General features: G+C 61.1%; 28 protein-coding genes and 1 pseudogene. 11 read left to right on the plus strand and 18 right to left on the minus strand.

Annotated elements, in window-relative coordinates:
• Nucleotides 1-7 precede the first annotated feature (7 nt).
• Both ACFX4T_RS23835 and ACFX4T_RS23840 read left to right on the plus strand, forming a co-directional pair.
• Nucleotides 8-262, plus strand: coding sequence for a helix-turn-helix transcriptional regulator (locus tag ACFX4T_RS23835; protein ID WP_254186659.1), 255 nt, complete (start codon nucleotides 8-10; stop codon nucleotides 260-262).
• Nucleotides 259-1464 (plus strand): type II toxin-antitoxin system HipA family toxin, encoded by a 1206-nt coding sequence (locus ACFX4T_RS23840; RefSeq protein WP_377654702.1) that lies wholly within the window; start codon nucleotides 259-261, stop codon nucleotides 1462-1464. The genes ACFX4T_RS23835 and ACFX4T_RS23840 overlap by 4 nt, the downstream gene beginning before the upstream one ends.
• A gap of 8 nt (nucleotides 1465-1472) precedes the next feature.
• Here the strand turns inward: ACFX4T_RS23840 and ACFX4T_RS23845 are convergent, their stop codons facing one another.
• Together ACFX4T_RS23845 and ACFX4T_RS23850 are read right to left on the minus strand one after the other, a co-directional pair.
• Nucleotides 1473-2009, minus strand: coding sequence for a phosphohydrolase (locus tag ACFX4T_RS23845; protein WP_223947159.1), 537 nt, complete (start codon nucleotides 2007-2009; stop codon nucleotides 1473-1475).
• Nucleotides 2010-2144: 135 nt separating this feature from the next.
• On the minus strand, nucleotides 2145-2933 hold the full coding sequence (locus tag ACFX4T_RS23850) for an SDR family NAD(P)-dependent oxidoreductase (protein WP_377654704.1): 789 nt from the start codon (nucleotides 2931-2933) through the stop codon (nucleotides 2145-2147).
• A gap of 117 nt (nucleotides 2934-3050) precedes the next feature.
• Between ACFX4T_RS23850 and ACFX4T_RS23855 the strand changes: the two genes are divergently transcribed.
• Nucleotides 3051-3674 carry a TetR/AcrR family transcriptional regulator gene (locus tag ACFX4T_RS23855; protein ID WP_377654706.1) on the plus strand — a complete coding sequence of 208 codons (624 nt, stop codon included), beginning with the start codon at nucleotides 3051-3053 and terminating at the stop codon, nucleotides 3672-3674.
• Nucleotides 3675-3710: 36 nt separating this feature from the next.
• Here the strand turns inward: ACFX4T_RS23855 and ACFX4T_RS23860 are convergent, their stop codons facing one another.
• Nucleotides 3711-4832, minus strand: coding sequence for a serine hydrolase domain-containing protein (locus tag ACFX4T_RS23860; RefSeq protein ID WP_377654708.1), 1122 nt, complete (start codon nucleotides 4830-4832; stop codon nucleotides 3711-3713).
• A gap of 24 nt (nucleotides 4833-4856) precedes the next feature.
• Nucleotides 4857-5744 carry a tRNA glutamyl-Q(34) synthetase GluQRS gene (gene gluQRS / locus ACFX4T_RS23865; RefSeq protein WP_377654710.1) on the minus strand — a complete coding sequence of 296 codons (888 nt, stop codon included), beginning with the start codon at nucleotides 5742-5744 and terminating at the stop codon, nucleotides 4857-4859.
• A 336-nt stretch (nucleotides 5745-6080) separates the two neighbouring features.
• Here gluQRS and ACFX4T_RS23870 point away from each other — a divergent pair, with 336 nt between their 5' ends.
• Nucleotides 6081-6548, plus strand: a complete 468-nt coding sequence (locus ACFX4T_RS23870) for an Lrp/AsnC family transcriptional regulator (RefSeq protein WP_377654737.1) — start codon at nucleotides 6081-6083, stop codon at nucleotides 6546-6548.
• A gap of 405 nt (nucleotides 6549-6953) precedes the next feature.
• Here the strand turns inward: ACFX4T_RS23870 and ACFX4T_RS23875 are convergent, their stop codons facing one another.
• The 3 genes from ACFX4T_RS23875 to ACFX4T_RS23885 all read right to left on the minus strand — a co-directional run bounded on the left by ACFX4T_RS23875 (nucleotide 6954) and on the right by ACFX4T_RS23885 (nucleotide 10365).
• Nucleotides 6954-7718: a DUF6994 family protein gene (locus ACFX4T_RS23875; RefSeq protein ID WP_377654712.1), complete on the minus strand. Its 765-nt coding sequence runs from the start codon at nucleotides 7716-7718 to the stop codon at nucleotides 6954-6956.
• A 271-nt stretch (nucleotides 7719-7989) separates the two neighbouring features.
• On the minus strand, nucleotides 7990-9285 hold the full coding sequence (locus tag ACFX4T_RS23880; protein WP_377654714.1) for an Nramp family divalent metal transporter: 1296 nt from the start codon (nucleotides 9283-9285) through the stop codon (nucleotides 7990-7992).
• 138 nt (nucleotides 9286-9423) lie between these two features.
• Complete coding sequence (locus tag ACFX4T_RS23885; RefSeq protein WP_377654716.1) at nucleotides 9424-10365, minus strand: dihydrodipicolinate synthase family protein; 942 nt, start codon at nucleotides 10363-10365, stop codon at nucleotides 9424-9426.
• A 167-nt stretch (nucleotides 10366-10532) separates the two neighbouring features.
• Here ACFX4T_RS23885 and ACFX4T_RS23890 point away from each other — a divergent pair, with 167 nt between their 5' ends.
• From ACFX4T_RS23890 to ACFX4T_RS23900, 3 genes and pseudogenes are all read left to right on the plus strand, one after another.
• Nucleotides 10533-11567, plus strand: coding sequence for a LacI family DNA-binding transcriptional regulator (locus tag ACFX4T_RS23890; RefSeq protein ID WP_223947167.1), 1035 nt, complete (start codon nucleotides 10533-10535; stop codon nucleotides 11565-11567).
• Nucleotides 11568-11654: 87 nt separating this feature from the next.
• Nucleotides 11655-11924, plus strand: coding sequence for a hypothetical protein (locus ACFX4T_RS23895; protein WP_377654739.1), 270 nt, complete (start codon nucleotides 11655-11657; stop codon nucleotides 11922-11924).
• Nucleotides 11812-12653 (plus strand): annotated as a pseudogene (locus ACFX4T_RS23900) (fumarylacetoacetate hydrolase family protein). Before ACFX4T_RS23895 ends, ACFX4T_RS23900 begins: the two are co-directional and overlap by 113 nt.
• On the opposite strand, the gene ACFX4T_RS23905 reads toward ACFX4T_RS23900, so the two are convergent.
• The 3 genes from ACFX4T_RS23905 to ACFX4T_RS23915 all read right to left on the minus strand — a co-directional run bounded on the left by ACFX4T_RS23905 (nucleotide 12650) and on the right by ACFX4T_RS23915 (nucleotide 14593).
• Complete coding sequence (locus ACFX4T_RS23905) at nucleotides 12650-13048, minus strand: hypothetical protein (RefSeq protein WP_377654718.1); 399 nt, start codon at nucleotides 13046-13048, stop codon at nucleotides 12650-12652. The pseudogene ACFX4T_RS23900 and the gene ACFX4T_RS23905 sit on opposite strands and share 4 nt — an antisense overlap.
• A 307-nt stretch (nucleotides 13049-13355) precedes the next feature.
• Entirely contained in the window at nucleotides 13356-13604 is a 249-nt protein-coding gene (locus tag ACFX4T_RS23910) for a hypothetical protein (RefSeq protein WP_223947169.1), read from the minus strand.
• Between the two features lie 185 nt (nucleotides 13605-13789).
• A complete protein-coding gene (locus ACFX4T_RS23915) occupies nucleotides 13790-14593 on the minus strand; it encodes a hypothetical protein (protein ID WP_377654720.1) in 804 nt (267 codons plus the stop codon).
• Between the two features lie 230 nt (nucleotides 14594-14823).
• On the opposite strand from ACFX4T_RS23915, the gene ACFX4T_RS23920 reads away from it, so the two are divergent.
• Nucleotides 14824-15417, plus strand: a complete 594-nt coding sequence (locus tag ACFX4T_RS23920) for a hypothetical protein (RefSeq protein ID WP_377654722.1) — start codon at nucleotides 14824-14826, stop codon at nucleotides 15415-15417.
• A 240-nt stretch (nucleotides 15418-15657) separates the two neighbouring features.
• Here ACFX4T_RS23920 and ACFX4T_RS23925 read toward each other — a convergent pair whose 3' ends face one another.
• Nucleotides 15658-15801 (minus strand): hypothetical protein, encoded by a 144-nt coding sequence (locus ACFX4T_RS23925; RefSeq protein ID WP_216926334.1) that lies wholly within the window; start codon nucleotides 15799-15801, stop codon nucleotides 15658-15660.
• Between the two features lie 95 nt (nucleotides 15802-15896).
• On the opposite strand from ACFX4T_RS23925, the gene ACFX4T_RS23930 reads away from it, so the two are divergent.
• Complete coding sequence (locus ACFX4T_RS23930; RefSeq protein ID WP_216926333.1) at nucleotides 15897-16055, plus strand: hypothetical protein; 159 nt, start codon at nucleotides 15897-15899, stop codon at nucleotides 16053-16055.
• Between the two features lie 162 nt (nucleotides 16056-16217).
• Here the strand turns inward: ACFX4T_RS23930 and ACFX4T_RS23935 are convergent, their stop codons facing one another.
• Complete coding sequence (locus ACFX4T_RS23935) at nucleotides 16218-16673, minus strand: Lrp/AsnC family transcriptional regulator (RefSeq protein WP_216926332.1); 456 nt, start codon at nucleotides 16671-16673, stop codon at nucleotides 16218-16220.
• 103 nt (nucleotides 16674-16776) lie between these two features.
• Between ACFX4T_RS23935 and ACFX4T_RS23940 the strand changes: the two genes are divergently transcribed.
• The gene (locus ACFX4T_RS23940; RefSeq protein ID WP_377654724.1) at nucleotides 16777-17421 is read left to right on the plus strand and encodes a LysE family translocator; all 645 of its coding nucleotides are present in this window, start codon (nucleotides 16777-16779) and stop codon (nucleotides 17419-17421) included.
• On the opposite strand, the gene ACFX4T_RS23945 is transcribed toward ACFX4T_RS23940, so the two are convergent.
• From ACFX4T_RS23945 to ACFX4T_RS23955, 3 genes are all read right to left on the minus strand, one after another.
• A complete protein-coding gene (locus ACFX4T_RS23945; protein WP_377654726.1) occupies nucleotides 17418-17885 on the minus strand; it encodes an SRPBCC family protein in 468 nt (155 codons plus the stop codon). The two genes, ACFX4T_RS23940 and ACFX4T_RS23945, sit on opposite strands and share 4 nt — an antisense overlap.
• Nucleotides 17882-18250, minus strand: a complete 369-nt coding sequence (locus tag ACFX4T_RS23950; RefSeq protein ID WP_377654728.1) for an ArsR/SmtB family transcription factor — start codon at nucleotides 18248-18250, stop codon at nucleotides 17882-17884. The genes ACFX4T_RS23945 and ACFX4T_RS23950 overlap by 4 nt, the downstream gene beginning before the upstream one ends.
• Nucleotides 18251-18344: 94 nt before the next feature.
• Nucleotides 18345-19316: a hypothetical protein gene (locus ACFX4T_RS23955; RefSeq protein WP_377654730.1), complete on the minus strand. Its 972-nt coding sequence runs from the start codon at nucleotides 19314-19316 to the stop codon at nucleotides 18345-18347.
• A 155-nt stretch (nucleotides 19317-19471) separates the two neighbouring features.
• Between ACFX4T_RS23955 and ACFX4T_RS23960 the strand changes: the two genes are divergently transcribed.
• Nucleotides 19472-19951, plus strand: coding sequence for a DUF4383 domain-containing protein (locus tag ACFX4T_RS23960; protein ID WP_216926327.1), 480 nt, complete (start codon nucleotides 19472-19474; stop codon nucleotides 19949-19951).
• Nucleotides 19952-20061: 110 nt separating this feature from the next.
• Here the strand turns inward: ACFX4T_RS23960 and ACFX4T_RS23965 are convergent, their stop codons facing one another.
• The 3 genes from ACFX4T_RS23965 to ACFX4T_RS23975 all read right to left on the minus strand — a co-directional run bounded on the left by ACFX4T_RS23965 (nucleotide 20062) and on the right by ACFX4T_RS23975 (nucleotide 23598).
• Nucleotides 20062-20865 (minus strand): IclR family transcriptional regulator, encoded by an 804-nt coding sequence (locus ACFX4T_RS23965; RefSeq protein ID WP_377654733.1) that lies wholly within the window; start codon nucleotides 20863-20865, stop codon nucleotides 20062-20064.
• 86 nt (nucleotides 20866-20951) lie between these two features.
• Nucleotides 20952-22208: an aminopeptidase P family protein gene (locus ACFX4T_RS23970; protein ID WP_377654735.1), complete on the minus strand. Its 1257-nt coding sequence runs from the start codon at nucleotides 22206-22208 to the stop codon at nucleotides 20952-20954.
• Nucleotides 22209-22236: 28 nt separating this feature from the next.
• On the minus strand, nucleotides 22237-23598 hold the full coding sequence (locus ACFX4T_RS23975; RefSeq protein WP_216926324.1) for an MFS transporter: 1362 nt from the start codon (nucleotides 23596-23598) through the stop codon (nucleotides 22237-22239).
• Between the last annotated feature and the right edge of the window lie 585 nt (nucleotides 23599-24183).

Here is a 24183-nt window from a genome sequence, read left to right on the forward strand (position 1 = left end):
GGGCCTCATGCCAGCCAACAGCCTCATGGCAACTCTGGGCTCTGAAGTACGCGCCCGCCGTGCCTCGTTGAGCCTGAGCCAACAGGACCTCGCCGATCTCGCGGGCGTCTCCGAACGGTTCGTCCGGTTCGTGGAAACTGGCAAGAGCACAGTCCAGCTTGAGCCCCTTTTGGCGGTGCTGGACACCCTCGGCCTGGAGCTTTCGCTCCGCCAAGCCGGCAGGCCTACCGCTTCTGAGGCAGCCTCTGAGACAGCACAATGACCTTCCACCGCATCGCCGACGTCTACAAACAAGGCATCCTTGCGGCGCGCCTCGAACGGCATGAGGGCGGCACCAAGTTCAGCTACCTTCCGAAGTACCTCGACGCCGGCCTACCCGCCGTGGCAACGACGCTCCCTGTGAGTGCCGCGCCTGTTTTTACACCCAGCGGCGCAGTACCGCCCTACTTCACCGGACTGCTGCCTGAGGGGCGGCGGCTCAACTCGCTGCGACGCAGCGTCAAGGCGAGCGCCGACGACGAACTCGCTCTCCTCATGGCAGCGGGCGGCGACGCAGTGGGCGATGTCCAGACGGTCCCCCACGGCGAGGCACTGGCGGAAGGGGGTGCCGCCGTCGTGCTTGATTCAAAACTGCCGCTGGACTTCGATGCGTTGCTGGGCGATTCCGGATTGATCGATCCCGTAGCGCTGGCGGGTGTGCAGGACAAGTTATCTGCGGGGATGATTTCACTGCCCGTGGCGCAGGCGGGCAAGCGATACATCCTTAAGCTCAACGCCCCGGAGTTCCCCTCCGTGGTGGAAAACGAGTTCCTGATGTTCCGTTATGCGCGTCGGCTGCGGATTCCTGTAAGCAACGTGCAGTTGGTGCACGACGTCGGCGGCAGGGCGGGCCTTTTGGTGGAGCGTTTTGATCGGATCACCGCTGCTGACGGCTCGCCTCTGCGACTGGCGGTGGAGGACGGGGCCCAGATCCTGGGGCTGTACCCCGCGGACAAGTACAGCGTTCCGTTCAGCGAAGTCTGTGCGGCACTGGCCGGGCATTGCCCTGCACGCCTTCCGGCACTCCGGAATCTGGTCATCCAACTCGCGTTTGCCTGGCTGACAGGGAACGGGGATCTGCACGCCAAGAACGTTTCCATGGTGGAGGCGCCTGGCGTTCTTGGCGCGCGCGAATTCACCATCGCCCCGGTCTACGACATTCCCTCCACGGTGGTTTACGGCGACAAGACGCTGGCGCTGGCCGTCGGCGGGAAGAAGACGGGTATCTCCCGCAAGCACTTCCTCGCCTGGGCCGCGAAGCTTGGACTGACCGAACGGGCGGCACAACATTCCGTGGACATCGCCCTCAAAGCAACCGGCTCGTTGATCATCGACCTCGACGGCGGCGCCTCTCCCTTCGCGGCGAGGCAAACCAAGGAATGGACCAAGGAGCTCAAGCATCGTCGGCGCCTCATGGAGGGCTGACCCCGCGGTTAGTCAGGAACGATTTCGTCAAGCTCCGGGAGCAGGTACGGGTTGACCCTTTGCAGGATCAACTCCACTTCTTCCCGCGGCACGGCCGTGTAGAGCACCGGACGGGCGTCGGCATAGCGGGTCGTGGGCGGCTTGTCGGGCCATTTCTCTGCCAGCGCTTGGACTCGCTCCGGGAGGGAATTGTGGGCATTATCGGCAATTTTGACCAAGGTGGCATCGTGGTCTTCGGCCACAAACCGGATCCCTGCTTCATAATCGTCAGGGTCATCGTGGAAGCGGCGCGTGACACGTTCGATGATTGCGAGGGCGCGCTCGGAGACCCCCATATCCAACAGGGCTTGCCGCGTGATGGGAGTATCCTCGGCGATGTCGTGAAGGTAGCCCGCAATCTGGATGTCCTCGTCGAAGTCGGCGAGCGCGTCCCCCACCGCCAAGACATGCTCCCGATAAGGGCGCTTGAGTTTGTCCTTTTGGCGGTTGTGGGCCACCTCGGCGAGTATCTTCGCCGTCTCAACGGTGAAGCGTGGTTCGGTCATGCTGGCCTCCGGATTGATGTAGGCACCGAACAGGGATCGGACCTTTCTTCAGGCTATCCGTAAAGTCCCGCACGGCGCCTACCCAAGTGCTGGCACTACCCCGCCGCGCTGCCGTGCACTAGTCCTGCCCTGGCACTACTCCTGCACAGCGCGGGCGGCGATGCCCACTACGAGCGCCCTGGGCAAGCGCTGCGCGAGACCTGCTGCGATCCGGTTGGCCCAACCGGACACAACGCTTGCCGGAGTTCCGGGGCGGCCCAGCGCTTTGAGGGCTGTTTCCACAACCTGCGCTGAGGTCTGCATCCGTCCGACTGCCGCGGATTCGCTGCCGAGGACATCGAAGAACTCGGTGCGGGTGGCGCCCGGGCAGAGGGCAAGCACACGAAGTCCCGAGCTCTTGGCCTCGTGGGCAACGGCCTCGGTAAAGCTGAGGACGAACGCCTTGGTTGCCCCGTATACGGCCATTCCGGGGATGGGCTGGAACGCTGCGGTGCTGGCGACATTCACCGGGGCGCCCTTGCCCGAGGAGAGCATGCCCGGCATGAATGCCCGGGTGATATCCACCAATGCAGCCACATTGAGTGCGATCTCGGAAGCGATGACTTCCGGGTCTTCCTCAACCAACGGAGCGCGGGTTCCAAAGCCTGCATTGTTGATTAGGGTGTCCACGGTGATTCCGCGCGTGGCCATTTCCTCCAAGAGTTCCTTGCCCACACCAGCACGGCCCAGGTCCATGGGAAGCACGGTAACGGCTACGCCGTGCTCGGCCCGCAATTTCCTGGCCAGTTCTTCAAGACGGTCTGCGCGGCGGGCTACGAGGACCAGGTTGGAACCTCGAGCGGCCAAGCGGCTTGCGAATTCAGCGCCAAGCCCGGAGCTGGCGCCGGTGATCAATGCAGTCGTACCCGAATAGGTCATGGTCATGGCAATTCCAATCTGTAAGCGCCGGCTCCGGTGAAGCCCGCTCAATGTAGTCAATGCCAACATCGTAGGCACTGACTACATTGTTGTCAATGACTACTTCTCCGCTAGACTATCGATATGACGGATCAGCCCTACCACCACGGCAAGCTGCGAGAGGCTCTGCTGGAGCGTGCCATGGAAACCATTGAGCAAGCCGGCGTCGACGGCCTCTCCCTGAGGCAGTTGGCCCGGGACCTCAACGTCAGCCATGGGGCGCCGGCCAAACACTTCCGCGACAAGCAATCCCTCATCGATGCCTTGGCATTGGCTGGCTTTGAGATGATGAACCAGCGCATAGTTGCGGCCGGCAGTGGAGATGACCTTCGTCAGCGCTTTGCAAGCATGGCCAACGCCTATGTGGACTTCGCGGTCTCCCACCCGGCGCTCCTGACCGTCATGTACTCCACCAAGCATCACCCCGGTTCCAGCACTGAGTTGCGGGACATCGGCGAGCAAGGGATCCACGTGGCCCGCGCCCTCATTTCGGAGGCACAGGATAGTGGAGCCCTGGCCCCGGGCGACACGGAAACCCTGGCCATGGTGTGCTTCGTGAGCTTGCATGGCGCCGCGCTCCTGGCGGCAGGCAAGCAGCTGGACGGCAACAGTGTTGAGGACGTTGTCGCTGCCACCACTGACACCCTGTGGGCCGGCATGGCAGCGGGGGTTCCAGCCGCGCAACTCTCACAGACAGCGGGCTCCTGACCAGCCTGAGGGCTGGTCGAAAGGGCACTGGCGGGACTACGAAAGCCCTGCAATTGCCTCCCGGACGGCTGAACTGAGCAGGAGATTGCGGCATCCAATTCCTCCGGGCTCGGCCTGTTGCGGGACGTATCCAAAGCCAAGTTCATACACCGGGTCCGCGAACCCCAAAGACGCGCTGGCGCCGTCGTGCCCGAACGCGCGGTAGCTGCCGAACGGCATGCGGCTGTGCGACTTCATGAAAACAGTGGCAAAGCAACCGGTCTCGCCGAAGACGCGATCGATCCCAAACACCTGCTCAGCGGAAACCCTGCGGATGGTCTCCTCCGTCAGGAAGGGTGCGACGGCGGCCTGACCGCCTGCCGCCAACCCCGTCACCGCTGCAGCGTAGATCCTGGCCATCCCCTCAGCGCTGGAAACGCCCGCTACCGAACTCATACCCGCGGCGCGGACCTCGCGGATGTTCGGAAGATCCAGGATGTCGCCCTCTGCAGCATTGGCCGCCAAACCGAAGTGGCTGGCGGGGTCTACCCAGGGCAAGGTGGGGTCGGCGGCCCAGCGGAAAGGTGCGAAGCGGTCTTCCTCAGCATCCGGTAGGCCAAGGTAGAAGTGGGCACCCGTCACGGATCGAATCCGCTGTTCGAAGACCTCCTGGAGAGTGGATCCCGTGATTCGACGGCACAGCTCCTCCATGAAAATGCCAATTGTCAGGGCGTGGTAACCGAATGCCGCGCCGGGCTTCCACAGGGGCGGAAGTTTGGCGAGCTTCGCAGCAGCGAGTCCGGAGTTGTTGACTTCCTCAAGGCGCACGCCTCCCTCGACGCCCAATAGCCCGGCCTGGTGCGAAAGGAGTTGGGAAACAGTGATGGAGGCCTTCCCTTCAACACCGAACTCCGGCCAGTATTTGGCCACTTCCGCGTCGAGATCCAGTTCGCCGTCTTGAACGAGCAGAGCCATGACAAGGCCTGCCATGCCTTTGGAGCACGAGAAAACACCTGTCACCGAATCCGAACGAATGTGGGGCCCGCCGCTGATGTCCAGCACTTTGACGCCCCGATGGTACGCCGCCAGTTGGGCGGAATATTCAGGGTCTCGTTCGAGGAAACTATGGAAGAGCTCGGCTACGGATTCGAAACCTGGGGCGATCACCTGTGAATGCATCCAGACAGCCTACTTGGCCTGTACTCAGCCCCTGGGCGTTTTCCACACCCAGGGCTGCATCGGCAGCCTTCGGGGGTCGAATTCCGGCACGGCATACTGCAAGGAACCAGCCGGTAATCCCAACGACTCGAGGAGGAGATCGCGCACCCTCACCGCTGTTACTCCGACGGCGGCGAGGTCGCGCAAGGTTACCGCACCGTCGCGCTTCGCCAGCCTCACGCCGTCGTGGTTTACAACCAGCGGAACGTGGGCATATTCCGGCACTGGCAAGCCCAACAGGGTGGCTAGATAAGCCTGGCGCGGAGTGGACGGAAGGAGGTCATCGCCCCTGACCACCTGGTCGATTCCCTGGGCGGCATCGTCTACTACGACTGCCAGGTTGTAGGCCGTGACGCCATCGTTGCGGCGCAGCACAAAGTCGTCCACCGCGCCCACATAGTTGCCATGCAACTGGTCCTCCACAGCCCACTCAGCGACCTCCGATCGGAGGCGGATCGCGGCCGGACGCGACGCCCGGCGGATCTCGCGCTCGGCCTCGGACAGCGTGCGGCACGTGCCCGGATACGCGCCTTGTGGAGAGTGCGGCGCAGACGGCGCTTCCTGGATTTCCCGGCGGGTGCAGAAGCATTCGTAGGTGCGGCCCTCGGCAGTAAGGCGCCCAATTGCGTCCTCGTACAGCGGCCCGCGCTCAGTCTGACGTACGACGGCGGCGTCCCAACTGACGCCGACGGCCTCCAGGTCGCGGAGCTGCTCAGCCTCCGCGCCGGACCGGGCCCGGTCCAGGTCCTCAACGCGGAGCAGGAAGTCGCGGCTAGTCGATTTGGCGAAGAGCCAGGCGAGGATCGCCGTCCGGAGATTGCCTACATGCAGTTCCCCGGAAGGGCTCGGGGCGAAGCGGCCTGCAGACGTCATGGTCCAAGCCTATGTGCCCGCACACCACAAGAGCCCCTCAGCTACCGCAACGATCCGGTGGCTCAGGGGCTCTTGCTGTGCTGCCCGTTAGGACAGGCGGGTGCAGAATGACAATGCTGTGAACAAGAGTCAATCAGCGGCTGCTTCCTTGCGGGAAACCTGTACAGGGGTCCGGGTGGTGTTCCAGGTGCCTGCTGCCTGCGGGATCCGGCGGTAGCCTCGCCCTGCTTCGTTGTCACCATTTCAGCAGTACGCATACAGTAGGTGCAATAGACATGGCATTGAGTAGTCGATCTGACTAATCAGAGTTGAAATCGCAGTCAGGAAGTGGTCATTTTGCAGGAACTCGACGCGACGGACCGCAGGATCATTGCCGCACTTGATGAGGATCCCCGCGTCCCCATCATGGTTCTGGCCCAGAAGCTGCACCTGGCACGCGGCACCGTCCAGTCCCGACTGGAGCGGATGACGGCATCGGGAGCATTGCGCCCCAACAGCAGCCGCGTGCTGCCCTCGTCACTTGGCCGGGGTGTGGCCGCTGCTGTCAGCGCCGAACTCGATCAAAGCCACCTCAATGAAGCCATTGCCGCGCTACGGGAGATCCCTGAGGTACTCGAATGCCACGCTCCCGCGGGCGATACCGACCTCATCATCAGGGTGGTAGCCAAGAGCCCGGATGACCTGTACCGCGTCTCGGAGGAAATCAGGCTCTGCCCGGGAATCGTGCGTACGTCCACCAGCATGTTCCTGCGCGAAGTGATTCCTTACCGGACTACCGGGCTGCTGAAAGAGGACCCAGCGTAGGCCCCTGGATGTATCGAAGTTATGCACATAGGGAGCACCTACGGCACCCACCTAGGATGAGGGCAGATCAATGGCTTACAACTTCTGGGGGAACAGTGGCGGGCGCTTCACTCTTCGCGACCATATACGAGGAATCGGGAACACTTCGACTGTGCTCGTGCACCTGCCCAGGTGTCCAGGTGTGGATCCGCTTGCGTGCGTCCGCCAGCCATAAAGTGCTGCGGAAACCGCGCCACTTACCGCTGTGGTCCACAGGATCCTTTTCGGTTTCCGCAACAATATCGGGTGAGGGTCTAGACACGATGCACCGTCGGGCTGCCGCATCGGCCCGTTAGTGGGATCGCCTGAGTGTCCGGGGTCTGCGCCTCTTCCTCGCAACGTCGTCAGCGGCTGGGTAAGCGTTGTTTACCGCCAGCGGACCTTAATGTCGGGGTGGTTCTTCTCGACCCAGTCGGCCATCCGGTTGCCCCGCAGCGCTATGAACTTCAGCGAGGCTTCCCGCACTCTGATGTACTCGTCCTTCGTCGTCGGGACTCCGGGACGGTTGAAGTTCTCGTCCCCCTCTAGGAAGAAGTCGATCTTTCCCTCCGGCGTCACGAGGTCCTGGAAGTGGAAGAACTCCACGAACTGCTTGAACGTGCAGAAGAGTTTGAAGAAGTCCGCGTACTTAGTGGTGACATCGGCGAGGGGACTGCCTGGCTCGGCAGCGTAGTGGCGCCGGATGCATTCCAGAGTTAGGTCCATCCGGTCCGCGATCCGTAGTCTCATTCCCCTGGCGGTGTTCAGGGTGGGCCGGTGTATTTTCCTGACGGGCCAGATCATGGCACTGCCGATCGTGTACGGCGGGTTGAAATAGCGGTGCTGCTGCTCCTCGCTCAACTCGGCCTTAGCTTCAACCAACTTCCTCGGCTTCCCCCACTTGGTGTAGGAGTTCGTGACGGCATCACTCCCGAACGTGAACCTTTTGTCGGGGGTCTGCTCGAACATTAGGTAGTTCTTACGACGCTCCTTTGGGTCCGCCGGGACCTGCACGTTGAACAGCTCCCCGTCGCATAGCTCCTTAGTCCAGAGCAACTGATGGTCAGCCTTGAGCAGCGGACTATGGGAATCCGGGTCCTTTCCTGGAGGGCTGTCGACCTTGTAGTTGAAGGTGATGTCGAACACGCGCATGAAAGGGAGTCTATGTCCCGCCTATTGCGAACCACGGAACCAACACCTAAAACAACCGCAGTCGTCGCCGGCACTTACTACTGCGTCGGCCATGCCGCATAACCGGTGGAGACCGGGTCGGAAGCCTTTCGTGTTCGGTGAACCACCGGCTTCCGCGCGATCCGTTTGAATCGCACGCCATAGATCTGCCCCCTGATCGCCGCAGCGTTTAGGTAGCAACAAAAGTAGTGCCCCTGTAGTTCTCAGGGGCACTACTTTTGGTGGGGGCGTCTTAGCCGATGAGTGTGGTGATGAGGCGGATAGAGGAGGCGATGATGGCTATCATGCCGATGGCGGCGAAGAGGTTCTGCCACCATTTGTTGCGCAGGTCTCCCATGACGGAGGCCTTGTTGGCCATGACGACTATGAGGACGCCCAGCAGGGGTGCGATGAGGACTGTGAGGGACTGGGCGATGACGATCAGGCCAACGGGAGAGGACTGGAACAACAGAGTGCTGATCAGGCCGAAGGCCAGGATCATGCCCGTGAAGATCCGGGCCATGGGGGACCCGGCTTTCGCGCCGCGGCCGAGCGCGTCCGAGACCATCGTGCCGCCGGCAGTGGCGTTGGCGATCATGGAGGAGAACGCCGCACCGGAGAGTCCGAGAGCGAAGACCATGGATCCCACGGGACCGGCGAGGGGCGTGAAGATGGAGGCGAGGGCATTGATCGTGCCTGCTTCGCCGCCGGTCCTGCCGAGGACCGCGGCGGCAACCATGATCACCAGTGCGGTCATGATGCCGGGTGCGACGATACCGGGGATGGTGTCCGCGAGAGTGATGTCGCGGTAATCGGCTCGGGTGCGCTTGTGTTCTTTGATGCCGTAGGCGGTGTAGAACGCGGCATTGATGGAGAAGTTGGTGCCGACCAGTGCGACGACCAGAATTTCACTTCCTGCCGGCAGGGTCGGAACAGCGCCTTCGAGGGCGCGATACCAGTCCGGTTGTGCCACAACAGTGCTGGCGATGAAGGCCAGCCCCATGAGCACGACGATTACCAGAAGGGCTTTTTCAACCACGCCGTAGACGTTTTTGAAGGCTAGGACAATGCCTACGGCGATTGTGCAGACGATCGTCCAGAGAACCGGAGAGCCTCCAAAGACCAAGGACAGGCCGAGGCCGGAGCCCACGGCGTTGCCGACGGAGAACATCAAGGTGATGCCGAAGACCCCGAAACCGGCCAGCACGCCGACCCATTTGCCCAGGTGGTCTTTGATGGAGGTGATCAAGGAAGTCGGTGTGACGATGCCGAGCCGGACGCTCATGTCGGTGAAGAAAATCATCATGACGGTGGATACTGCGATGACCCAGACGAGGCTGTAGTCGAAGCGGCTGCCGGCTTGTACAGCGGTGGTGAGGTTGCCGGGGCCGAACTGCCAGGCGCCGACGACGAAGGCCGGGCCCATCAGGGCCAGGTAGCCCAGGAAAGTGCGACGCTTCGGAGCGGTAGCTGGCTGGTTTCCTTGCTGGGTTGCCATCTGTTCTTCCCTGTGAGCTGAACGGGTGATGGTCTTATTCTGCTCGCGCATCGGCGAGTCCTCCTTATACAGCGACATTGCTGGGGGCGTCATTGCCCGGGGTGGAGAGCAAAAGCTGGGGCACGGGCGGCGGGCCGAGGGACCCGCCGCCCATTAGGACCTCTCGTTGCCCCGTGGGGCAACTCGGGATCAGACGGCAGCGGCCGTGGTGACCTTGCCGATGTTGGCTTCGGCGAAGGCGGCTGCGATTTCCGTATCGGCGCCCTCCGGCAGGGGCAGGAGCGGGGTGCGCACGGTGGCGTGGTCCAGGATGCCGCGGTTCACGAGGCCCCACTTCAAGGCGACGGTACCCTCCATGTGGGAGCCGCGGTGGTAAACGTTCCGGGTCACCGGGAGGAGCCGCTCATGAATGGCGTGGGCACGCGGGTAGTCCTGGGCCTTGCCGGCCTCGATCAGTTCGACGAGCAGCTCAGGGGCGATGTTGCCGTAGCCAACGAGCAGACCGTCGACATCGAACATGGTCGGCAGCAGGTACTCATCATGGCAGGACAGGATCTGCAGCTCGGGGTATGCGGCGCGCAGCGCGGGGATCTCGGTGTACCAACGGCGCATGTTCCGGACACCGTTCTTCGTTGCAAAGACGCCTTCCTGGCCTGCGATCTCCAGCTGAGTGTCGAGGTCGTAGGTTGCTTTTGTGTTGTCCGGGTACTGGAAGAGGATCAGCGGCAGGCCGGACTCTTCGTAGATCTCCTTGTAACGCGACTGGGGTGCGCCTTTTTGGTATCCGAAGCGCAGCCACCCATGCGAGGGGTAAACGAGGCCAGCGGATGCACCGGCCTCGACGGCCTTCTTGGCCTCGAGGGCCGCGGTCTTGTTGCCCTCCTTGGTGATGCCGGCCACGACCGGTACGCGGCCGTCGGTGGATGCGACGAATGCGCGGATAACGTCCAACTGCTCTTCCTCGGTGAGGAACGTACCTTCGCCGGCATGCCCCAGGACGACGAGGCTCTTCACGCCCTCAATCGATCCGAGCCACGAACCCAGACGCTGGATCGCAGCGAAGTCGACAGCGCCATCTTCGGTGAATGGGGTGACAGGTGCGGGGCTGAGTCCGCGGAGATCGAGTGCCATTTGCAGCTACCTTCTTGTCTTCTTTGATGGTCAGTAGTTCCGCTATAATGAAAACGTTTGCGGGAACGTTTTCAAGTTTGCACGTGTCGCAGCTCACTGTCAAGAGAACGTTTGCAAGAAGAAGGAATAGAGTGTCCATAACGCCCCTGCTGAAGAGGAGAACCGCAATGGAGCCGGCCCCTGGAGCTATCGTCACGCTCAAAGACGTCGCTGCAGCCAGCGGCGTGAGCATCTCCACGGCCAGCCGCGCCTTGGACGAGCGCACCACCTCACGGTCGGCCGCCGCGGCCCATGTGCGGAAAGTCGCCGAGGAGCTCGGATACCGCAGGAATTCGTTTGCCTCCAGCCTTCGCCGGGGAGAAACCCGCACCCTCGGAGTGCTGGTACCGCGTCTTAGCGATACGGTCATGGCGCTGATGTTCGAAGCGGTGGAACGCGCCGCAGCGGCGCGCGGTTACTTTGCCATGGTGGCCAGCAGCGGCGATGATCCCGAAGATGAGCGCCGTGCAGCCGAGACACTGCTGGACCGGAACGTCGATGGGCTGATCCTCGCCACCGCCCGGCTCGGCGATGAACTGCCAAAACTCCTGCGTCACCGCAAGGTGGCACACGCGCTTGTCCTTCGTACCGACGGGGAAAGCCCGTCCGCAATCGGTGATGATGAGGTCGGCGGCTACCTCGCCGTCCGGCACTTGGTTGACTTGGGCCACCAGGATATCGCCGTAATCACCGGCCCAGACTTCACTTCTACCGGAACGGCACGCTTGGCAGGTGCCCGGAGGGCACTTGAGGAAGCAGGCATCTCAATAAGGGAGGAATGGATGGTCGCCGCCGGGTACGGCATCGAAAACGGCTACACCGCAGGACAAACCCTCCTCGCCGCAGGACCCGGAAACCGACCAACGGCCATCTTTGCCGCAAACGACAACATCGCGATGGGTATCATGGCAGCCGCCCAGCACAACGGCATCACCATCCCCGATGCTCTCGCTCTGGTTGGCTACAACGACACGCCGCTGTCCGCGCGCCTGCCCACACCCCTCAGTTCGGTCAGCGTCCCGCTGGACCAGATCGCCGCCACGGCCATAGATCTCATCGTCAATCCCGGCACAGAACCGCGAATCCGGCGTGCAACGCCCACCCTGATCCCCCGCCAATCCAGCGGGGCGCCGATGCACCACACCCGAGCCGCCCGGCCCTGACGCATAGGACATCCATGCGCATCGCCCGATTCCGGCCAGCCCGGCCACGAGAAAATCACCGCCATCGGGGATCCGCTTCTTGACGGCATCAGCCTCACCAACAAGACCTACAACCTGGCCGACGTCCGTCTGCTCGCACCCATCACGGCCCGCAGCAAGATCATCTGGGCCGTCAAGAACTTTGCCGTCACCGCGGAAGACCTGGACAAGCAAGCAGCCGACCGAGGTCACCCGCTAGCTCTTCATGAAGCCCTACACCGCAGTCGTCGGGCCGGGCGAGGACGTCGTACTACCGAAGTTCCCTACACACGTAACGTTCGAAGCCGAGCTCTGCGTCGTCATAGGCGAGCCTTGTAATGAAGTGGAACCTGACGACGCCAAGGACTTCATCTTTGGTTTTACCTGCGGGAACGACCTCACCGCCAAGGACGTCCAAAACGCTGACGGGCAATGGACCAGGGCCAAAGGCTTCGACACCTCCTCACCCCTAGGTCCCTGGATCGAAACCAATCTCGACATCACAGCCCTGCCTGTTCAAGTCCAGTTCCACGGCCAACTGCGCAAAACGCCACTACAGCGCTCATGGTTCACAACGTCTACGAACTGGTCTCCGCCATATCGCACGGATTTACGCTGCTCCCGGGAGACGTGATCATGACCGGAACACCTATTGGATTCGGGCAAATAGAAGCAGAGACAGATTCGAAGTCTCCATCGAAGGAAAAGGCAAACTCACTAAGACAAGATCCTGGAAACTGGGAGAATAACGACCTCGAAAGCTTCCTGGAGGCGTTGTCAGCTTGGACGCGTGACATGGATGGTTACTTCGCAAACCTGGGGGAGCCAGTCCCCGACGAACCTTCCTGGCGGCTCATCGCCCAGATGCTACTCGCGGCCAGAGTGTATGAAGAAGGACCTGCGATTCTAGCGCTACCTGTCTACTTCCTGCCCGGTGCTATCAACTCGACAACGACCGGCCGTAAGCCGATGCCTCACCGGACGCTCCATTCCCTCCTGCAGCACTGCAGTGCACGAGGGCGGAAACTGCAGGTACGCATGAATGTACTTCTGGAATGGTCGACCTAGTCCGTTCTTAGCAACATCTCCCGCAACCCGTCGATCTCGGCTGCGAGTTGCTCAGAAGGGTAGGACTTCGACTTCTGAGGGAGATACTCACGGACTAGCCGCGTCGTCTCAGGAAGCGCGCTGGCCAGCCAAGTACGAACGGCTGCAGCAGTATTCAATCCTTTGGGGACTGAATGCCAGATAATAAAGCGCCGCTGCTTGCGCCCGACCATGGCGGGTTGAACGCCGGTGAACTCGGGCTCTCTGTTTAGGTGCCATGAACGAAATGCAATGTCGACGACGTAATCCTGGTCCGATTGGCGAGGGGCGAAGTTCGCCACCTGCTTTCGAACCTCCTCGAGCGCCAAGCGCGGCGGACCCCAATCTTCAACAATGCCGCCCGTACTTATAGCCATGTGGCAATTATGGCTCCCCAAAAAGAAGCCCTACCGGAAGCGGCGGGACGACGCGCCCACCCTGGGTCCGCATGCCTCGTGGCCATGCCCTGACCTCCGTTGCGATCAGTTTCCCCTGGCCGGGACCAAGAACGATTGAGCGAGTCAGTCGTGGGCAGTCTTGGATCAGGCCGTCACGCCGGTCCTGCTTGGGCACGCACATGACTGATGTCCGCAAGAACCCAAGGATCCCTTGGCGGGCACAGGCTCTAACTTCTGAGCTCTACAACGGAGTAGGAGCGCATTGCCCCTGTTGCGACCGCTAGCGTTAGTGTTTAGCTTTGCGGCCGGAACGTTCGGCGCTCAGCATTCCGGTTGAGCCCGCGATGACGCCACCGATCAGGAGCACAAAGCCAAGTCCGCCGATGGCGAACGGAAGGATGAAGGTTGGGGGCTCAACGCTAAGGGGGCCAGCCTCGTCGACCCATGTTCCGTATTCGGTGCCGTAGAAGAAGATCAACACCAGAATTGCAGCCCCAATCAGGGCACTGGCCCACGCCCACACAGTTCCTCGCATGGTCCCTATCCTCTCAGCTCAATTCACTTTGGGCGGCGGCTGCTTGCTCGTGCCGGTACAAGGTTGCCCACTCCAGCCACTGCAGGACTGCGGCGGTGCTCCCCGGTGAAGGATCCCTCACAGGGACATGCCTGCAGCGGAAGGATGGGACTGGTTCAACTTAGGGAAAGACGCTCGGCTAGCCGCTAGAGGATGAAGCCGAGCTCGCGGGCCCACAAGCGCTTGGTCGCGAGTTCGAGCTCATCTGGCCACACAGCGTGGCAATTGCGCGCCAGCCGATGTGCCCGCCCTAGGTACTCGGCTGCGATCACTTTCAGCGCCTGGAGCAAGGATGCCTCGCTGACCGCGGTGGAGGGCAGGGAACGAAGACAGTCCATCTGTTCGGCATTCAAACGCCGCGTAGTCCTCTTGGCTCCCGCTTCTGCCTCTACCCCGTTTTCCGCAAGCATCAACTGAATCAGGAGCCGATCTCGCATCATCGTAGTTACATGGAGCAGGGCTATCAGGTCGTCGCGGTGATGGGCAGCGATGGCTGTCCCCATGAAGTACAGGAAGATCCGAACTTGCTGTTCAGGGAAGTAGGGGTCGGCAGGACCGGCCAGGGTCCCGACCGTGCTCGTAACCCTTTCCTCGTCCCGATTCAAAAGCACCTCACGCTGGCAATCCGGCAGATTCTCAGTGGTTGAGTGGAGAACGAGGTCGATGTGGATCCAGTCGGGCGTGAGGCATATCAACGCTCCTGGCACCCCGGGGATCGCGTCAGCCAGAACAAGCGGAACGATCGCGCTCAACCAGACTTGTGCGTCGAACGCTTCCGACTCCTCGACCAACAGATGCAGGTCAATGTCGCTCCAGTCGTCGGCCACACCTTGCGCGATCGAGCCTTCGAGCCAGGCTGAGCGCACCCTGTTGTCGTGCCTGCACGCGGACACCAAGGCGTCAAGGGTGGGCCGAAGTCGGCCAGGGATAGTCGCAGCAGCCTTTGTCATCCTCGAATTCTTCCATTTGAACTCCAGTGCGCCCGTAAGCATCGGTCGATCACCGTACCCACGAAACGTGCTTACGCGTTCCTTGCAGTTGCCGACTTGGACGATGCACGTATGACCCGCACGGTGAAATGCACGATGGCGGGGGGATCACTGCAACCATATTCCTTTGAACCAGGGGTTCACGGTGGGGCGCGTCCGGGCTCCAGACCTCTGACCCTATTCTGGAGAGCATGGATAGTCCCCAGACACAATCCCCGGTTCAACCCGTCAAGTCGCTGCTTTACTGGCGAAAGAGCAAGGTGAATGGAGCTGCGACAGTTCCCGTCATTTTGAGCCTGGATCCCTCCGGCGTCTTGAGTATGCAGAACGCTGAGCTGCGGACGATATTCGCTCTGCCGGTAAGCCATGCTTCGGTCCGCTTCACCAGTTGGGGAACCATGGTGGTGCAGGCTCATGGCCAACAACACGACATTGTCGGCGTTGGAGCATCAATGTCTCCCAGTCCTTCCAGGGCACAGTTGGCTGAACTTGGCACGGCCTCAGGCGGGAACTCCGGTAATGACAGCAACCTGGGTCGGTTGGGTTCTGCTGGTGCGGCCATGAGCGCCGCGGACGGTATAGGAGCAGCCGCCGGCGTCGCTGGAGGTGTCGCCATGGAATACGCCTACTACCGGGGGCTCGAAGCAATCAAGGCGTGGCAGGAGACGTTGCCTTTGGCCGGCGCCACCGTGAAAAAGAGCTCCATGGAAGCGATGAAGTATTTCACGCTTGCTGTCATCGCAGCCTTGGCTATCGCCCTAGTAGCTGGTCTCCTTATCAGGTAGTTTTGGAAGTCATTTCTGCGGTGGGACGGAGAAATCCCAAGGCTGGACGACGATCAGCACCAGCAGAACCCAGCCTAAAAGCGCTACTGCGTCGAGGATGAACCCTGCGATGGGCGGCAGGCGACCATACCTCTTGGTGCGTTGAGGGCGGTGGCAATTGCCGCCGGTTCTCGTACCATTCCATGGCTCTAAAGCTACAGCCTTCGTTCAAGTGCAGCACCGACGCGAATGGCACCTCCTTCAAACACGTCCGTGGTCGATCCAGCCAAGATCGAGCATGCTGTCACGCTCCAGGACAAAGGGAGCAAGCATCCACGAAATCACGGAATAGACCGGCCTGAAGCGCACCACCCTGTCCAAGGCACCTGCCGCCTCGGCAAACAAAGCAGCATCCCCATTTCCTGCCGGTTCAGGTAATCTTGATTTAGTCAGGGTGCTTATTTAATGACTAGTCTGCTCGACAACGCGAAAGGAAAGAAATGATCGTCCTGGGACTTGTTCTTCTGATTGCCGGCTGGTTACTCAACATTGGCATCCTCGTCACCATAGGCTGGATTGTGCTGGCCATCGGCCTCATCCTGCTTATTCTCGGCGCGCTCAATCGCCCCATCTTGGCTGGGCGCCGGTACTGGTATTAGCTAGGACGCCCGCACGCGGGGCCTTACGAATACAGCGGAAACACCCGCTCCCCGGCCGCAGGTAGTGGAGAAGTCCAAGCGCGCCCAGCGACGGCGGCCAAGCTTACTTTGCGGAGTCGCCGCTCTGCCGGTTTCACAGGCAGTCCATCCGCTGTGTTGCCATCAGACCGGTGGACCTACGTTGGTTTTCAGATTCTTCATCACCAGGGTGGACGTGAGACGCTCAACAGCCGGAAGGGCCGCGAGTTCGTCGTCGTAGAAGCGCTGGTAGGCAGGAAGGTCCGCCGCGATGACCTTCAACAAATAGTCGGGAGAGCCGAACAGCCGCTGCGCCTCAACGATGTTGGGGCTTGAAGCCACACGTTCCTCGAACTCCGCCATGATGGTGCGTTCCACCTGACGGAGCGTGACGAACACGATTGCCTCGAAACCAAGCCCCACCGCTGCTGGATCAATGTCCGCACGGTAGCCCCGAATGACCCCGGAAGACTCCAGGTCCCGGAGTCTTCGATGGCACGGAGCCACTGTTAATCCGACCTTCGATGCCAAGGCAGTGGCGGTCATTCGACCATCCTCTTGGAGGTGGCGCAAAATACTTCTGTCAATGTGGTCAATCACGCAATGATCTTACCCAGATACCCAGTTTCTGGGATAAATCAGGGAACACTTATCAGGCGATTTTCCCTAGAGTTTTCCTACCAACGAAAACTCTGGAGAGACCGTGAACCCGCAATTGTTCTTCGCCTTCCTGCTTGTGTCAGTCACCTTGGCTTGCACCCCCGGCGTCGATTGGGCCTACTCGATTTCAGCTGGACTCAGGAAGCATAGTTTCGTGCCGGCCGTAGCGGGACTCTGCAGCGGATATGTGATTCACACGGTGCTGATGGCGGCCGGACTGGCAGCCCTGCTGGCGGGAGTACCCGGCCTGCTGGGCTGGCTCACGATTGCCGGTGCTGCATACCTGCTGTGGCTCGGCTTCACCACCATCCGGTCATGGCGAGGTGCGAGTTTTAGTGCGGAAGGCGCCGTCGTGCAGTCCGGAAACCAGGTCCGGACGTTCTTCCAAGGCATGGGCACCAGTGGCATCAACCCCAAAGGCCTGCTGTTCTTTGTGGCGCTGGTGCCGCAATTCGTCAGCCCCGAAGCCGCACTGCCTGTTCCTGTTCAGTCCGGGTTGCTGGGACTAACGTTCGTGATCCTCGCCGGGCTTGTGTACACCGGGGTCGCGTTGACCTCGCGGAGGCTGCTCGCTTCACGTCCAGGCGCCGCGCGCGTGGTGACGCTGGCCAGCGGAATCATCATGATTGGGCTGGGAGCAGTGTTGTTGACGGAGCAACTCCTTCCCCTCGTGGCGAGCCGGGCTTAGGCGGCAAGTACCTCATCCAGTCGCTCGTACCCTTCGATCACGCCGTAATTCATGCCTGTGGCGAGGGCCATGTCACGCGCTTCCACCGATGGGTAGACCTCGTGGACGACGATCCTGGTGCGACCGTCAATTTCCTCGAACCTGGTGGTGCTGATGCCCACTTGGCCCGGGGCGCCGTCGAATTCGAAGGTCATGATGATCAGCTCGTCGGTGTCTACGGTGTGAAAGACCCCACGGAATCCGTACATCGCGTTTTCGTGGCCACTTTCGTAGTGCCAGCTACCGCCCGTGGTGGCGTTGTATTCGGTGACATTCAGTCTCGCGTCCCGCGGACCAAGCCACTTGGCCAGGAGATCCGGGTCCACGTGTGCCTTGAACACTGCGCTGACCGGTGCATCGAATTCGCGGACAGTATCGACGAACGGAACGCCGTCATCAGCAGTGATTGCCGTTGGATTGCTCATTTCAATTCCTCTTCATCTTGTTGTTGTGGCCCTGGGAGGACCCCGGGGCCGGACTCGGCCAGGATTTCGTCGAGCAGCCGGAAGCGACGCTCGGCGATCAGTCGATATTGGTCTATCCATGCCGTCAGCTCTTCGAGGGCGGCTGAATCCAAGTGCACCGGCCTGCGTTGGGCGTCACGGGACCGGGTCACCAGCCCTGCGTGCTCCAGGACCTGGATGTGTTTTGAAACTGCCTGCTTGGTGATCGCAAAGGGCTCCGCCAATTCATTGACCGTTGCGTCTCCCCGGGACAGCCGGGCAACAATTCCCCGTCTGACGGGATCAGCAAGAGCCATGAACGCCTTGTCCAGAGCGTCTGAATCCATAACCCTGCGCGACCTTTCGTTGTCAACCAAATGCTTTATCAATCACTTGGTTGATTACAAGGCTACGCTTGCATCAGCTCCTCCACAATGGTCTTTATTCCCCGCTGAGTTCCCTGAAGTCGTTCTCCCACAAACGACGCATCTCGGCGTCCTTGCGGATCACTTCCAAGGCTTCCAGCTCTGCTGGCGGGGCGGGGCGTTTCGAACGCGGAGTCAGCGTGCGCCGCCCCTGGTCCAAGGCGAGAAGGGCGCGATCGGTCAGGGCGTCATTTCGCAAGGCCAGGCTGGTCTTCCTACGGCGAAGGACCTCCTTCAGCGCCGCCTGGGCCGATTCAAAATCGCCACGAGCCCGTTGCGACCTAGCCCGGATCAGAAGCAAGGCTGCCGAGAGATCATCCGTATTCAACAACCCCTCCGTACACATCACTACGTCCCTGTGCCGGTCCAGCGCAAACGCTGCGGTGCAGCGTGCCAGGGCTGAAGGCAACGACGGCGGCAAACCCACCACTGCTTCCAACGCGGACTCGATCATTCCCATCTCCCGAAGGCAATGGGCCAGCGCGAGGAACACGGACTCCTCGCTGAACAAAACCGGAACTTCAATGCGTTCGGCCACCTCAACCCTGGTGACCACCTGCCCGAGGTAGAGGGCCGAGAACTGGCTCGCGTCGTCGTCGATCCTTGTTGTTAAGCCGCGCCGCAGCAACTCGGAGGCCCGCAGATAACCGCCGTGCTTGTACGCCAATAGTCCCGCCATCACGTAACACAAGCCCGCCCACCCCGGGTAGACGCGACCCAGGGAGATAAGCCGATCAGGCTCGCTAGAAGTGAAGACGGCCTCATGCATTGCCTTGGCCTGCTTGGTGGACAGGCGCTTCAACCGGGGAACATCGCCCAGCACAGAAAGGCGGGCAGGATCCCGGCCAGTCAGGACACCGGACAGCACTTCACCCACGCCGTCGGCCAATCCGCGGACGGGTGTGCGAACGTATCCATCGCGGAAGGGAGTGAGATCCCGGGTGTCATGGAAGATCGATTGGAAATCGCCGTTGGGAGCCTGGCTCATGAACCCATGCTAACTGTCAGCTGACTGGCCATTCCCCTGCAATTGGAGGCATTTCAGGAGTATTATGGCGGCGTCGGCAAGGTTTTCCGACACCCCTTGCCGCGGGACGGTTCTCCATGAGAAGAGCCGTTTAACAGCGTGAAAGGGAGGACTTCATGACCACCGCTTCGCACCCCACCGAACACCATCATGCGATGGGGTTGACGCTTCACAACACCGCCATGGGCGTTGGCATTGTATTTCTGCTGGTGGGTGTCCTGGGCTTCATCCCGGGTATCACCACCAATTACGGCGCCATGACCTTCGCGGGACATGAATCCGGCGCCATGCTGCTTGGAGTATTCCAAGTATCCATTCTCCACAACATCGTCCATCTGCTGTTTGGCGTAGCCGGTTTGGCCATGGCCAGGACAGCTCGTATGGCTCGCCTGTTCCTCATTGGTGGCGGCGCCGTATATCTCGTTCTTTGGATCTACGGCCTGATCATCAACCAGGAAACCGGCGCCAACTTTGTTCCGTTCAACACCGCTGACAACTGGCTGCACTTCGTTCTTGGCGTGGCCATGATCGGCCTCGGTGCTTGGCTGGGCAGGGATGCCATGGACGAGACAACGACGGCACGGCGGAGGATGTAACCTCGCGGACGTCGGTTCAACGAACGACGGCGGTCGTCCCCTTCGCGGGGACGGTCGCCGTTCTGCTTTCGCGAGATGGCACAGCGCGGGGGAGGCTCAGCGCGGGGGCCTCAGCGCGGGGCGCGGCCACCAAGGCGTGTTGTGACCTTGGCCGCGGCGTCGGCACAAGCTTCGCCGAGACTGGTAAGCGTGTCCTGCGAGACCCGGAACTTTGGTGCGGGGATGAGCACGGACGCCACAATGTTTCCCCTGTGGTCATAGACAGGCGAGGCCACACCCACTTCCTCGATGGACGTCTCGCCAAAGTTCACTGCCCAGCCGCGCTTCGTGGAGTCCTCCAGCCGCCGCAAGTACGCCTCCATGGCTTCCTCATCGAGGCCAGGAAGAGTGATCGCGCCGCTCCGGAGTAGATTGCGAACGCGATCCTCGTCCTCCGCGGCCAGGAAGACCTGAACAGAAGAACTGAGTGCCTCGTTGTAGCGGACACCCAACGGAGCCAAATGCTTGACCTGGTGCCGACTGGGAATCTGCTCCACACTCATGGATTCGGTGCCGTTCCAGACCATGAGCGCGCTGGTCTCCCCCGTCCGTTCGGTCAATTCGCGTAGCACCGGATACGCCACGCGCCGCTCTTCGAGTTCCGCCAGGAGTGGGCCCGCCATGGCGATCATTCCCAGCCCCAAGCGGAACCTGCGCGAATCGACGTCGCGCTCCACCAAGTGCTCCTGCTCCAACGTGGCCAGGATGCGGGAAACTGTGCTCTTGTGCAGGCCAATTCGCCCTGCGATTTCAGTGACCCCCAATAGCGGCTCTTCGGCACTGAAACTCCGCAGGACCGCGATGGCGTTGACAATGACCGAGGTACCTTTGGCTTCGCCGTTGCCTGAAACGTCGTTGGATTCCGTGGGAGTCATGGGTTCACTATATTTGGCCGAAGGTGGCGGACACGGACAGGGCTGGGCCGGTGGACGCCGTGCACTGCGTCCACCGGCCGCGCCACCTAGGCTCCGATGATGTTGTACTCAGGGCCGAAGGGGAACTTGGTGATGTTCTCCGCACCGTCTTCGCCCACCACAAGGATGTCGTGCTCGCGGTAGCCGCCCGCGCCTGGTTGGCCGTCCAGGACGGTGATCATCGGTTCCATGGAAACCACCATGCCCGGTTCCAGCACGGTGTCGATGTCTTCGCGAAGTTCAAGGCCTGCTTCGCGTCCGTAGTAGTGGCTCAAGACGCCGAACGAGTGGCCATAGCCGAACGTGCGGTTGGCCAGGAGCCCGTGACCAACGTAGATCTCGTTGAGCTCGGCGGCGATGTCCCTGCAGACTGCGCCGGGCTTGATGAGTTCCAGGCCGCGCTTGTGAACCTCCACGTTGATGTTCCACAGCTCCAATGAGCGCGCGTCCGGTTCGCCATAGAACAGGGTGCGCTCCAGTGCCGTGTAGTAACCGCTGGTCATCGGGAAGCAGTTCAATGACAGGATGTCGTGTTCCTGGATCTTGCGCGTGGTTGCCCAGTTGTGGGCGCCGTCGGTGTTGATGCCGGACTGGAACCAGACCCACGTGTCACGGATTTCTGAGTCCGGGAAGGTCCGGGCAATTTCGTGGACCATGGCTTCGGTGCCGATCAGGGCGACCTCGTACTCCGTGATTCCAGCCGTGATGGCGTTGCGGATGGCCTCGCCGCCAAGATCGCCGATGCGGGCGCCGTGCTTGATGACTGCGATTTCTTCGTCCGACTTGATCATTCGCTGGCGCATCGCAGCCTGGGCGACATCCACCAGCGTTGCTCCGGAGAATGCGGCCTGGATCTTGTTGCGGTTGTCCAGCGGCAGGGAGTCGTCTTCGACGCCGAGGCGGCGGGGGTTGATGCCGCGGGTGCGCAGGACTTCGTGGATGGCGTGGATGTAGTTGTCACGGCGCCAATCCGTGTACACGAGGTTGTCGCCGAAGCTGCGGCGCCAAGGCATACCGGCGTCGATATTTGCCGTAATGGTGACCGTGTCATCCTTGGTGACCACCATGCCGTAGGAGCGGCCGAAGTAGGTGAAGAGGAAATCGGAGTAGTACTTGATGGAGTGGTAGCTGGTGAGGATGACGGCGTCGAGGTCTTTCTCGGCCATGATCCTGCGAAGTCCGGCAAGGCGACGCTCAAACTCTGCGTCGGAGAAGGTCAGGGAGACCTTCTCGCCGTTGTTTAGGACCTTGAGACGCTCGAGCTTGGCTACGTCGTTGATGGGCTCGTTCTCGGTGATGGTCATGGTGGTTCCTTTCAATGGGTGGTTGGTTTCAGTCCTGCTGCAGTGGCTTCTTGGAAGTCTCGGCGGCGAACAGGACTGCGATGAGGGAAACAAGGGCGGCAGCCACGAGGTACCAGCCTGGGGCCAGTTGGTTGTGGGTCATGCCGATGAGGAGGGTTGCCATGAACGGAGCAGTGCCGCCGAACAACGCGTTGGAAAGATTGAAGCTGACGGCGAATCCCGTGTAGCGGACCTTCGTTGGGAAGAGTTCGGCCAGGAAGCTCGGCAGGGTGCCGTCGTTGAGGGTGAGCATTCCGCCCAGCAGGATCTGGACGAGGACGATGACCAGGAAGTTTCGCGTATCCAGGAGCATAAACGCAGGGACGGTCAGCACCACAAACAGAACAGATGCCGTGATAAGCATGCGCTTGCGGCCGAATTTGTCCGACGCAATACCGGTCAGGAAGATGAAGCCGATGTAACTGGCCAGGGCGATCGTTGTAGCGAGGAACGATTCCGCCGCCCCAAAGCCCAGTTCAACCGACAGGTAAGTTGGCATGTAACTGAGGATCACGTAGAAGCCCACCGCGTTCAGCAGCACTGCGCCCGTAGCGATCACGAGCTGTTTCCGGTAGGTCTTGAACATCGCCAGCGCCGGCGCCTTCACAGTCTCCTTCTCGGACAGTTCACGGAAGGCAGGGGTGTCCTCGAGCTTGGTCCGGATGTATCTGCCTATTAAGCCCATAGGCGCCGCCAACAGGAATGGCAGGCGCCAACCCCATTCGTTGAGCTGCTCTGCGGTCAGGACTGAACTCAGCAGGGCGGCCAGCAAGGATCCCAGCAAGAGTCCCGCTGCGGTGCTGGCAGGTACGACGGCGGCATAGAGCCCGCGGCGATTCGACGGCGCGTACTCCACCAGGAAGGCGGACGCGCCGGCGTACTCGCCTGCAGCAGAGAAACCTTGGACAACCCTGACGAGCAATAGCAGGATCGGCGCCATGACGCCGATAGTGGCGTACCCGGGGATCAGTGCGATGCAGAATGTGGCCACGGACATCAGGACGATCGAGAGCGACAACGCCTGCTTCCGGCCCAGCCTGTCTCCGATATGGCCCCAGATGAATCCGCCAAGCGGCCTTACGAAGAAACTGACGGCGAAAACACCGAACGTTGCAAGCAGAGCCGTTTGACGATCGGATTCGGGGAAGAAGACCGTGGAGATGATACCGGCCAGGTATCCATAGACGGCGTAGTCGAACCACTCGACGAAGTTACCGATGAAGCTTGCAGTGACGACGCGTCGGCGCGTGTCCTTGCTGACTGTGTGATTGGGGCCTGACTCGGGAGAGGTACTGCGTCCGCCATTGGACCGGTCTCCCGCGGCTGCCACAGAGGAAAGTTCATTACTCATGTGTCCACCAAGAAAATTGGGGTTGCATTAGAAGCAACGCTGTTGCATCAGACTACGTGTGTGCCGCATCACGGTCAAGAGTGTTTTTGAAACTAATTCGACGGCTTCTGGGCGGCTACGGTGGGCGCGACTCTGATTACGCTTGTTGCAATGGGCGATACACGGTTGCACTGAGCGCCGAAATACCGCGATCCTCTCTCATATCCAAACCCTTTTCCCCGGATCTTCTCTCACATCGTGTGGCCCATTTCGGAACGCTCTCTCACTTTCACGAAGAAAGGCCCGACGTCGGCACCCGGGGTGGGTGCCGACGTCGAGCCTTTAGTACGGGACAGCTATTCAGCCGACGCGACGGACGTGATAGAGGACCGTGCCAAACGCGACGGGATGTGAGAGAACGTCAGGCGAAAGGCCGTTGGATGTGAGAGAACGTCAGGCGAAAGGCCGTTGGATGTGAGAGAACGTCAGCCGAAAGGCCATTGGATGTGAGAGAGGATCCGCAGAAAGGCGCAGGCTGTCAAGCTGTGTGGAGTCAGTGGGTTGGTTGTTTGTTTGGTTCGGGGAGGTTGATTCCTACGTAGGTTT

The sequence above is a fragment of the Paenarthrobacter sp. YIM B13468 genome (genome assembly GCF_042788025.1).
Classification (GTDB): Bacteria; Actinomycetota; Actinomycetes; order Actinomycetales; family Micrococcaceae; genus Arthrobacter; species Arthrobacter aromaticivorans.